This is a genomic window from Blautia sp. An249 (assembly GCF_002159835.1).
GTDB lineage: Bacteria > Bacillota > Clostridia > Lachnospirales > Lachnospiraceae > Blautia_A > Blautia_A avistercoris.
Genome location: NZ_NFJL01000011.1, coordinates 61,405 through 72,905, shown reverse-complemented (window position 1 = coordinate 72,905; position 11,501 = coordinate 61,405). Strand labels below are relative to the sequence as shown.

The 11,501-nt window shown below is 46.2% G+C and carries 10 protein-coding genes; 8 read left to right on the top strand and 2 right to left on the bottom strand.

What is annotated here, in order from left to right; genetic code table 11:
* The first annotated feature begins 40 nt into the window (after positions 1–40).
* The 8 genes from B5F53_RS11335 to B5F53_RS11295 all read left to right on the top strand — a co-directional run bounded on the left by B5F53_RS11335 (position 41) and on the right by B5F53_RS11295 (position 5,861).
* Positions 41–790, top strand: a complete 750-nt coding sequence (locus B5F53_RS11335; protein WP_087223460.1) for a dihydrofolate reductase family protein — start codon at positions 41–43, stop codon at positions 788–790.
* A gap of 27 nt (positions 791–817) precedes the next feature.
* Positions 818–1,402: a flavodoxin family protein gene (locus B5F53_RS11330; protein WP_087223458.1), complete on the top strand. Its 585-nt coding sequence runs from the start codon at positions 818–820 to the stop codon at positions 1,400–1,402.
* A 78-nt stretch (positions 1,403–1,480) separates the two neighbouring features.
* Positions 1,481–1,945 carry a response regulator transcription factor gene (locus B5F53_RS11325; protein ID WP_330396194.1) on the top strand — a complete coding sequence of 155 codons (465 nt, stop codon included), beginning with the start codon at positions 1,481–1,483 and terminating at the stop codon, positions 1,943–1,945.
* Between the two features lie 259 nt (positions 1,946–2,204).
* Positions 2,205–2,567, top strand: coding sequence for a cysteine-rich VLP domain-containing protein (locus B5F53_RS11320; RefSeq protein WP_087223455.1), 363 nt, complete (start codon positions 2,205–2,207; stop codon positions 2,565–2,567).
* Between the two features lie 370 nt (positions 2,568–2,937).
* Positions 2,938–3,288, top strand: a complete 351-nt coding sequence (locus B5F53_RS11310; protein WP_087223451.1) for a replication initiator protein A — start codon at positions 2,938–2,940, stop codon at positions 3,286–3,288.
* A complete protein-coding gene (locus tag B5F53_RS11305) occupies positions 3,289–3,525 on the top strand; it encodes a hypothetical protein (protein WP_087223449.1) in 237 nt (78 codons plus the stop codon). It abuts the gene before it with no gap.
* Between the two features lie 94 nt (positions 3,526–3,619).
* A complete protein-coding gene (locus B5F53_RS11300) occupies positions 3,620–5,260 on the top strand; it encodes a recombinase family protein (protein ID WP_087223447.1) in 1,641 nt (546 codons plus the stop codon).
* A complete protein-coding gene (locus B5F53_RS11295; protein WP_087223445.1) occupies positions 5,235–5,861 on the top strand; it encodes a serine hydrolase in 627 nt (208 codons plus the stop codon). The genes B5F53_RS11300 and B5F53_RS11295 overlap by 26 nt, the downstream gene beginning before the upstream one ends.
* Before the next feature lie 46 nt (positions 5,862–5,907).
* On the opposite strand, the gene B5F53_RS11290 is transcribed toward B5F53_RS11295, so the two are convergent.
* Both B5F53_RS11290 and B5F53_RS11285 read right to left on the bottom strand, forming a co-directional pair.
* Positions 5,908–7,041 carry an aldo/keto reductase gene (locus B5F53_RS11290; RefSeq protein ID WP_087223443.1) on the bottom strand — a complete coding sequence of 378 codons (1,134 nt, stop codon included), beginning with the start codon at positions 7,039–7,041 and terminating at the stop codon, positions 5,908–5,910.
* A 119-nt stretch (positions 7,042–7,160) separates the two neighbouring features.
* On the bottom strand, positions 7,161–11,423 hold the full coding sequence (locus tag B5F53_RS11285; protein ID WP_330396193.1) for an acyl-CoA dehydratase activase-related protein: 4,263 nt from the start codon (positions 11,421–11,423) through the stop codon (positions 7,161–7,163).
* Between the last annotated feature and the right edge of the window lie 78 nt (positions 11,424–11,501).

Genomic DNA, 11,501 nt, shown 5'->3' with positions numbered 1-11,501 from the left:
TTATAAAATCAAATTAAAAAAAGAAAAGAGGTATTTTACAATGAACAGACCTTATATTACCTGCTATATGCTGAACTCACTGGATGGAAAGATCATCGGGGAGTATTTCAATACAGAACGAGGCCGTGAATACATCGCCAAATATGAGCAGTTTCATGACAGGATGGACGCAAAGGCCTGTATGTTCGGGCGGGTTACTTTTATGGATTGGCCCTGGCAATTAGCCCCAGGAAACAAGCCGGAGCTTCCAGAAAATGTTCCTCATATAGACCGGACGGACTATGTGGCAGATGTGGAGGCGGATAAATACTGCGTTGCTATCGACCAGTCGGGAAAACTTGCATGGGGAGCGAATGTGATGCTGCGCGGTTCGTCCGACATTTACACAAACCGGGTGGGCGACCATATTATTTCTGTCCTGACGGAAAAAGTTTCCGATGCCTACCTGCAATACCTCCGGAACATGAAAGTTTCCTATATCTTCGGCGGCAAGGAAACGCTGGATTTCAAGCTGGTGGTTGAAAAACTTTATGCCCTGTTTGGGATCGACCATCTACTCTTGGAAGGGGGCGGACACCTTAATGGCACTTTCATCCGGGAAGGTCTGGTAGATGAGTACACTGTACTGCTGGTTGCCACGGTTGACGGCGGTTCCCCCAAAGAGCCAGCCAAGACCTCTTTTGAAGCGAGTGCGAATCAAGGGGCGATGGTTCCAGTTAATTTTACTGTGAAAAAGGTAGAAAAGATTGACGATACCGGCCTGTTGATGACATTTACTAAAAATAAGTAAACGACCATTTGCAAAGGAGAGAAGTTTATGAAACGTATTTTAGTGATACAAGGCGGCGGAAGGCCAAACGGAAACACGGCCCAGCTTATCGCCGCTTTCGTGGAGGGAGCGAAAAGCGCCGGACATCAGACAGAAATTATATCGCTTCTCAAAAATGAGGTAAAGGACTGCATGGGCTGTAACGCCTGCCGGTATGGGAAGCCCTGTGTGCAAAAGGACTCTTTCAATGAAATGGTTCCCAAGATCGTGGCTGCTGATTTAGTTGTGTTTGCTTCACCTCTGTACTACTTTACATTTTCGGCTCGATTAAAAGCCTTTATCGACCGCTTTTACTGCATGGCGGAGGAATGCGAGCCTTCGTTGGGAAGGTATGAATCCTATCCTGTCAAAGACAGCGCCCTTTTGATGACAGCGGCGGATAACTATTTTTGGACATTTGAACAGGCGGTGTCCTACTATCAATTTGCTCTGGTAAACTATATAGGCTTCCACGACCGGGGAATGATTCTTGCCGGGGGGTGCGGGGATACCAATGGATCAGGCAAGATTAAAGAAACGAAATGGCTTGAACAGGCGTTTGCGTTTGGAAAAAATATCTATCCCAACGAGTAATATGGCTAAAAAGCTCAAAATAGAGAAGCATTGCATTTGACAATCGTTAGGTGGTGGTAATATGGGAAATTAGCTGTATTGGATATATCTGAAACCGGTGTACAGATTGGTGAAAAATTAGCACTCCTGCTTAACGAAAAGCAACAAAAAGAGCTTGCTCAATATCTTCTTGAGGATATAGTATCAACTGTTGATACAGGTGCAAATTTAGCAAAGCATAACTGGCAGCAGGATAGTCCTCTCACAGAAATACGGGAAGGCGATTTATACCGCTGCCTGGAACAACGGCTTGTAAAAGTCCGTGAACAGGAAATTTTTTTGACTGCAAAAGAGTTTGATATATTGTTTTTACTTGCCAGCAATCCGAAACGAGTGTTTACCTATGAACTTATCATGGATTTCGTCTGGAACGAGGGCTATACCTACTATTCCCGGAAAGCAATTACCAACCATGTGAGCAATCTGCGCAAAAAATTAAAGATACGGCCGGACGATCCCAGCTATATTAAAAACGTTACCGGAATCGGATATAAATTTGCATGACTATAGATTCACACCATAGGGCAAAACCTGCGGTGTGAATTTTTTTGTATTTTTCAGGATAGACGGCAACTTTTTCCTGAAATATGTACTGAATAATGGAGGGAATTTTGCGTCTGCCCTTTTCTGACAAGGCTGATTATGAATTTTTTGTGAATTTTTCAAAATACCCCCGTAATTTTGCCCGAAAAATGTCCTGTATAGTGAAGGGATATTTTTTGACGGTCAGGAGGTGAAGTATATTAAAAATAAAATATGGGGCATGGATTACAGGCAGTACCGCAGGGCAAGGAAATTAGTCCATATGTGCTGCAATTATGACAACGGAAACTGCATCTTGCTGGATGACGGGGAGGAATGCGTCTGTGTTCAGAGCATTTCCTATTCACTTTTATGCAGATGGTTTCAGATTGCGGTTCTTCCACTGGACAAGCCTTTAGAGGCAGCCCTGTTACACAGGGACAGTATGAAGCGGTGTGTTGTCTGCGGGCAACCATTTCTCCCAGGCTCCAACCGGGCGAAATACTGCAAGCCATGTGCGTCAAAGGTGCACCGGAAGCAGAAGAATGCCAGCAACCGCAAAAGAAGGCTCCTATGCGGACGATTAGGAGTGAAAAATCCTTGATATTGCTAGCTGTTTCAACGCTTGTCAGTGGGTAGTCAGTATAAATCCCTTCTATGCCCGAAAAGCTGGCCTGAAACTGTCCGCAGAGGCAATTTCACCTATCCGGGATTTTCCCGATTAGGTACCTATCTGTTTCTCTTATAGTTCATGTATCCTTGCGTTCCCGCCCAAACGGGGTTATCCTGTCCTGGAATTTCAGAGACTGGAAAAGCGGACGCTCTGTACGGCCCCAAAACTGTCTTTCCGGCAGTGGGTATTCCGACCCTTTGGAGAGCCGGAAATTAGACGGAAATCAAAGAGAAATAAGTAAATTATAAAATAGTCAATATCAATCCAATCAATCAGGATGGATCGATGGAAAGGAAAATGTATGCAGAACAATATTTTTATTCCTTACAAAGCGGACACAGCAGTACCTCCTTATCTGCCGTTTCCACGATTTTTAATTCCATTGGCTTTATCCAATGACGCAAAGGTTCTTTATACCCTGCTTTTTGACCGGGCAGGCATTTCAAAGGAGAATGGCTTTATAGAAACAGACGGGACAGTGCGGCTGTATTTTACCGTACAGGAAGCAAAGGAAAAGCTGCACCGTAGCCGTCAGGTAACAACTCGTGCATTTCAGGAATTAGAGCGCAGTGGCTTGATTGTCCGCAGGAAACAGGGGCTTGGCAGACCGGCGGTAATTACCCTGAGGATTCCTGCTGGAAAGGAGGACTGAATGGCGGAGAAAAAAGATTTAAGTACACTTCCGCAGTTTCTAAAACCGGAAGTGGCGGAACGTGTGGCAAAGCATTTCAAAGACGGCGCGTTTGAATTTGATTTTGATACCGGGGAACATATCTCCGAGGAAGGCAACACGGTTTACCATGTCATTCCCCATTATGCCGGTGACGGTGCGGAAAGCGTGCTGGACAAGCTGCGCCGGATGATTGCAAAAAATATGGAGGAAATGTAAATGCGGGAGGCTGAAAAAGCAGGAAGAATGCGTTATAATACAGGCAACCGTTTACCTGGCTGTTATCCCTTTTATGGGATGAAAGGAGCTACTTATGAACCAGCAGCCAGATAAAATCACAGCTTTATATTGCCGTTTAAGTCAGGATGATGCCCTTGACGGGGAATCCAACAGCATTACCAACCAAAAGGCTCTGCTCTCCAAGTATGCGGCGGAACACGGCTTCCGCAACACTATGTTTTTTGTGGACGACGGATTCTCAGGAACGAATTTTCAACGACCTGGATTTCAGGAAATGATGAAATATGTGGAAGACTATTCCGTTTCTATCCTGATTGTCAAAGATTTGTCCCGGCTCGGCAGAGAGTATTCCTATATGGGGCGTTTGCAGGATTTCATTTTCCCGGCTTACGATGTCCGCTTTATCGCAATCAATGACGATGTGGACAGCGCCAAAGGAGAAAATGATTTCGCCGTTTTCAAAAATGTGTTCAATGATTATTACGCAAAGGACACCAGCAAGAAAATAAGGGCGGTTGTCAAAATGTGTGGAGAAGCCGGGGAACACCTTGCCAGCAATCCGCCTTATGGTTATATCAAAGACCCACAGGACAAGAAGAAATGGATTGTGGATGAAGAAGCGGCGAAGGTGGTGCGACGTATCTTTGAACTGTGCATTGCAGGGAAAGGGCCGATGCAGATTGCAAAAATCCTGACAGCCGAAAAGGTTCTGACCGTTACCGCCTACCATGCAAGACAGAAAGGCTGGACTATGCCGGAGCATTTGTATCAATGGTGTGCAAAATCGGTTTCCGGTATTTTGGAACGGCGGGAATATACCGGCTGTACCGTCAACTTAAAAACCTATACCAAATCCCTGAAATTTAAGAAACGGCTGCAAAATCCAAAAGAAAACCAACGGATATTTGAGGGAACACAGCCGGCAATCATTGAGTATGGACAATGGGAACGGGTACAGATTCTCCGGGAAAATAAACGTAGACCGACCAAAACCGGCAAGACAAGTATGTTCTCCGGACTTGTCCGTTGTGCTGACTGCGGAGCTAAGCTCTACTACTGTACCTGCAACAGCTACAAAGATGATTCGCAAGACCATTTCGTCTGTTCCAATTACAAGAGCAATACCGGTTCCTGCCGGATTCATTATATCCGTGAAATTACGCTGTATAAACGGATGCTGGAATGTATTCAACAGACCCTGACTTATGTGCAACTGTTTAAGGATGATTTCACACAGGAAATGCTGATGCAGGATGAAGCCAGCCGGAAAGCGGAACTGACGCAGAAACGAAAAGCCCTCTCCGGTGCACAGAAGCGTATGGAGGATTTGGATAGAATTATCCAACGCCTTTATGAAGATAATGCATTGGGAAGACTGAGCGACCTCCGTTTCCAGAAGTTATCCGCACAGTATGAGACAGAGCAGGCAGAAATCCGGCAGCTTTCCGAGACGCTGGAGCGGGAAATCCAAGAAGAAGCTAAACAGGTTTCTGATGTAGGGCGTTTCTTACAGCTCGCAGAACGGTATTCCGATATACAGGAGCTTGACGCCGCGACAGTCAACGAACTGATTGAAAAAATCGTCATACACAGCCCGGAGAAAATCGACGGGAGAAAGCATGTGACGATTGAGATTTATTTTACTTATGTAGGCAAGATTCGGATTCCGCTTCAGAAACCGGAACTGCCTGCAAGTACGGAAAAACCGGCGTGATTTTTACCACGCCGGTTCTACCGGGAAATTTCATTTACTTCCTTATGGGTCTCCGGCTAATGTGAAAGAACTTTTGAGGAATATGATTGAGACTTCCGATAACGAAGCATATAATGAGCTGGTCCGTCTGCACAGTGAAAGTGCAGATTTCTTAGAGGGATGCAGGAAGATAGGAGAATATCTGGCAGAGACAGGGTATGAAAACACAGGAATTTTTCATACCTTAAGTCCCTCGGAGACAAAAGAGGAATCCATTGCAGATGAAGATACCAAGAACTATACCTGCGCAGCAGACTGTGGAAAGCTGCTGGAGGAGATCTACAGGGGAACCTGTGTTTCTGAAGAGGCATCGGAAGAGATGATGGATTTCCTTCTGCATCAGGAGACCACAGAGAAAATTCCTCAGGGGGTTCCCAATGGGATTTCCGTTGCAAATAAAACGGGAGAAACCGAAGAAGTTCAGCATGACGCTGCTATTGTATTCGGAGAAAAAACCGATTATATTATATGTATCATGTCCTGTGGATGGAAAGAAGAAGGAAGAGCGATAGAAACGATCCGGGTTTTATCCGGTATAACGTATGCTGCACTGGAAACTTAAAAAACGTCAGACCAGAGAGGGGATAAATTCTGATCTGACGTTTTTTCTATTGATTTAATTTCTCGTTGAAATCGGCCATGGCCTCGGAGATTTTAATCTGCTGGGGACAGACTGCCTCGCAGCTTCCGCATCCGATGCAGGCGCCGGGACGTTTGTCTTCCGGGATGGCGGATAATGCCATAGGAGCCAGGAAACCGCCTTCTGTAAAACAATGCTCGTTATAAAGGGCCAGAAGATCGGGAATATCCAGATGCTGAGGACAGTGGCTGACACAATACCGGCAGGCTGTACAGGGAAGGGCAATCCGTTTTACCATAGTATCAGCAAGATTTAAAAGCGTATCCATTTCTTCCTGATTCAGTGGTTTGTCTTCCTGGAAAGTACGGATGTTCTCTTTTAACTGTTCTTCATTGGACATACCGGAGAGAATCATAGTGACACTGGGAATGGACTGGAGGAAACGGAAGGCCCAGGCAGGAATTTTCTCTTCGGGACGCAGGGCCTGAAGCTGTGCTGCGTCTTCTTCCTTTAAACTGGCCAGTTTGCCGCCGCGCAGGGGCTCCATTACCCATACGGGAATCTGATATTCCTGTAACAGTTCCACTTTTCGTTTGGCGTCCTGGAAATCCCAGTCCAGATAATTCAGCTGAATCTGGCAGAATTCCATGTGCTCGCCGTAGGCTTCCAGAAAACGTTTCATCACGTCGTAACTTCCGTGGGCGGAAAAACCGAGATGACGGATTTGGCCCTCTTTTTTCCGCTGGGAAAGATATTCAAAAATTCCGTACTTTTTATCCAGGTATGCGTCGATATTCATTTCACAGACATTGTGAAACAGGTAGAAATCGAAATATGTAACCTGGCATTTCTTTAACTGTTCCGGAAAAATCGTTTCTATTTTATCCATATTGGAAAGATCATAGCCCGGGAATTTATCTGCCAGATAGAAACTCTCCCGGGGATAACCGGATAAGATCCTGCCCATTGCCAGTTCGGAATTACCGCCGTGGTATCCCCAGGCGGTATCGTAATAATTCACGCCGGACTCCATGGCATACGCCACCATTTTTGCAGCAGTTTCTTCATCGATGGATGAGTCATCCTGATTGAGAACCGGAAGACGCATGGCGCCCATACCAAGAGCAGAAAGTTTTAAGTCCTGAAAGTTTTTGTAAATCATAGTGATACTCCTTTCTTCGATACTTCTTCTCCTCTTAGTATAAACGCCGGAAAGAAATTTTACAAATGCTTATCTTATATGGATTAAGATACGCAAAGGGCATGACTGCCGTCTTTGTCTCAGCCTGCAGAGGATTTACTTTCTTCTTCCTTTTTCAGATTTTTCCAGGCGGTGGATAACATCAGTTTGATTCGGTTCAGCTGATTGACTTCGCTGGCTCCCGGATCGTAGTCAACCGCTACAATATTTGCTTCCGGATGGCGGCGTCGGATTTCTTTAATAACACCCTTTCCTACAATGTGGTTCGGCAGGCAGGCAAAGGGCTGGATGCAGACAATGTTAGGGACATTGTCATGGATAAGCTCCAGCATTTCTCCGGTTAAGAACCAGCCTTCTCCTGTCTGGTTTCCGGTGGAGACAATGGGAGAAGCCATTTGGGAAAGCTCTCTGATGTCTGCAGTAGGATGGAAATGACGGCTGGCCTCCAGGGCCTCATTGGCCGCTTTCCGCACCCATTCAATTCCTTTGATTCCCCAGTTGGCAATGGTTGCCTTGGATTTTTTAAATCCCAGGAACTGAGCTTTAAAGTTCTGGTTATAGAAACAGTAATTAATAAAGTCGATCAAATCAGGAACCACCGGTTCAGCGCCCTCGGCTTCCAGCAAATCTGCCAGATGGTTGTTGGCTGCCGGAAGGAATTTCACCAGGATTTCGCCCACAATACCTACCCGTGGTTTCCGCTCCTCGGTAATGGGAATATTATCAAAGTCATGAACCATTTCCCGGCACATCTTTTTAAAACGGCTGTGGCTGACGTTTTTTCCTGTCACAAACTGGATGGAGCGTTCTTCCCATTTCTTATGCATGGCATTTACGGAACCCTTTGTGACCTCATAGGGACGCATACGGTAAATACATTTCATTAAAATGTCTCCGAATACGGCTCCATAGACCACACGCTTTATCAGAGGAAGAGTCATCTTAAATCCGGGATTGCTCTCCAGTCCGCTTAAGTTTACGGAAATAACCGGAATCTGTTCCATGCCGGCTTTTTTCAGAGCGCGGCGGATAAAGGCAATATAGTTGGAAGCACGGCAGCCGCCTCCGGTCTGAGACATGACAACTGCTACTTTATTCAAATCATATTTGCCGGACAGAAGGGCCTGCATAATCTGTCCCACGACCATCAGAGAAGGATAGCAGGCGTCATTGTTTACGTATTTTAATCCCACATCCACCGCGGCTTTGTTATCGTTTGGCAATACTTCCAGATGGTATCCGGAAGCGTTAAAAGCCGCCTGCAGAATGGTGAAGTGAATGGGAGACATCTGCGGGCAGAGAATGGTATAATCTTTGCGCATTTCCCTGGTGAAGGATACTTTTTCAATGGAAGAAGGCAGGATCTGTCTTTTGGTTTCCTGTTTCTCCTTTGCCTTTAAGGCTGCCAGAAGAGAACGCACCCGGATTCTGGCGGCTCCCAGGTTATTCACTTCGTCGATCTTCAGACAGGTGTAAATCTTTCCGCTCTTTTCCAGGATTTCGTAAACTTCATCGGTAGTTACGGCATCCAGACCGCAGCCGAAGGAATTTAACTGAATCAGATCCAGATTCTCCTGTGTCTTAACGAAATTTGCAGCGGCGTAAAGGCGGGAATGATACATCCACTGATCGTTGACGCGGATGGGGCGTTCAATCTGCGCCAGATGAGAAATGGAATCTTCCGTAAGCACAGCGACGCCGTAACTGTTAATCAGATCCGGGATTCCGTGATGAATTTCCGGATCAATATGGTAGGGGCGGCCGGCCAGGACGATTCCCCTGCGTCCGGTCTCTTTCATATATTTCAGGGTTTCTTCCCCTTTCTTCTGCACGTCTTTTCTGGCGGCTTCCAGTTCTTCCCAGGCAGCGTGAGCGGCTTCCCTTACTTCCTGTGAAGGAAGATCCGCAAATTCTTCCACCAGCCGGTCGGTCAGAATCTGTTCAGAAGTAAAGGCCAGGAACGGGTTGCGGAAATCAATGGAGGGATCATTTAACTCATCCACATTGTTTTTAATATTTTCCGGATAAGAAGTTACAATGGGGCAGTTATAATGGTTGACGGCGTCCGGAAATTCCACCCGTTCATAAGGAATACAGGGATAGAAAATAAATTTTACGTCATTTCGCAGAAGCCAGGTTACATGGCCGTGGGCCAGCTTGGCCGGATAACATTCGGATTCGCTGGGGATGGATTCAATGCCAAGCTCATAAATCTTTCTGGTAGAGGTTGGGGAGAGAATCACCTGGTATTTCAGTCTGGTAAAGAAGGTGTACCAGAACGGATAGTTCTCAAACATATTCAGAACTCTGGGAATTCCCACTTTTCCCCGGACAGCGGATACAGGATCCAGAGGCTTGTAGGAAAAAAGTCGTTTGTATTTGTAATCAAACAAATTGGGGACTTTATCCTTGTTCTTTTCCTTTCCGATTCCCTTTTCACAGCGGTTGCCGCTGACAAACTGACGTCCTCCGCTGAATTTGCTGATAGTCAGACGACAGTTATTGGTACAGCCTTTGCAGTTTGCCATAGTGGTTTTGTACTGAAGACTGTTAATTTTTTCAATGGGCAGCATGGTGGTTTCTTTTCCCTGGGTGTACCGTTCCCGGGCAATCAGAGCCGCTCCGAAGGCTCCCATGATTCCGGCAATGTCCGGACGGATGGCTTCGCATCCGGCGATTTTTTCAAAACTGCGTAAAACAGCGTCATTATAGAAGGTTCCGCCCTGAACAACAATGTGTTTTCCCAGTTCAGAAGCGTCGGATACCTTAATGACCTTATAAAGGGCGTTCTTAATGACTGAGTAGGCAAGCCCGGCAGAAATATCGGCTACGGAAGCCCCCTCTTTCTGAGCCTGTTTTACCTTGGAATTCATAAATACGGTACAGCGGGTTCCCAGATCAATGGGATGCTGAGCGAAAAGAGCCTCTTTGGCAAAATCCTGAACACTGTAGTTTAAGGACTTGGCAAAGGTTTCAATAAAGGAACCGCATCCGGAAGAACAGGCTTCATTTAACTGGACACTGTCAACGGTCTGGTTTTTAATTTTGATGCATTTCATGTCCTGACCGCCGATGTCTAAAATACAGTCCACTTCCGGATCGAAGTAGGCGGCTGCATAGTAATGAGAAACCGTTTCCACCTCACCCTCATCCAAAAGGAGTGCGGCTTTAATTAAAGCTTCTCCGTATCCGGTGGAGCAGGAATAAGCAATTTCGGCAGAGCCCGGAAGTTTCCGGTAAATATCCTGGATGGCCCGGATACTTGTTTTTAACGGGCTGCCGTCGTTGTTGCTGTAAAAGGAATAGAGCAGGGTTCCGTCTTCTCCTACCAGGGCAGCTTTGGTGGTAGTGGAACCGGCATCAATTCCCAGATAACAGCGTCCCTGATATTCGGACAGTTCTTTGGTTGGGACATGATAGAGCGCCTGTCTCTCATTGAAATCATTATAGTCTTTTTCGGAAGAGAACAGAGGTTCCATACGTTCCACTTCAAAATCCATGGGGATGGAGGCCGCCAGACGGTCCCGCATGGCAGTCAGAGAAACGGTTACTTCCGGTTTATAATTCAGAGCAGAACCTATAGCGGCAAACAGATGAGAATTTTCCGGCACAATGGTATGCTCTTCATCTAACTTTAAGGTACGGATAAAGGCTTCCTTTAATTCGGAGAGAAAGTGAAGCGGCCCCCCCAGGAAAGCCACATGTCCTCGGATAGGTTTTCCACAGGCCAGACCGCTGATGGTCTGATTCACAACTGCCTGGAAAATGGAGGCTGACAAATCTTCTTTTGTGGCGCCCTCATTGATTAAAGGCTGAATATCCGTTTTGGCGAAAACGCCGCAGCGGGCGGCAATGGGATAGAGCGCCTGATAGTTTTTCGCATATTCATTCAGTCCCGGCGCGTCTGTCTGAAGAAGGGAAGCCATCTGATCAATAAAAGAACCGGTTCCTCCCGCACAGATTCCGTTCATACGCTGTTCCACATTTCCGCCTTCAAAATATATGATTTTCGCATCTTCCCCGCCAAGTTCAATGGCCACGTCTGTCTTCGGCGCAAACTTTTCCAGAGAAGTGGAAACGGCAATGACCTCCTGAACAAAAGGAACTTCCAGATGGTTGGCCAGGGTGAGGCCGCCGGAACCGGTGATTACGGGGTGTACCGTCAGTTCCCCCAGCTGTTTACGGGCTTTTCCCAGAAGGGAAGCCAGAGTTTCCTGGATGTTGGCAAAGTGACGTTCATAATCTGCAAAGAGAAGATGAGCCTCTTCATCCAGAACAGCAATTTTTACAGTTGTGGAACCGATGTCGATTCCCAGAGTATAAGTATGTATTGATGTATTCAAGGTTAAAAACTGCCTCCTCTTATTCTCTAAAATATAATAAATAAGTAATAAAATTTTAATTCCGTAACATTATACGAC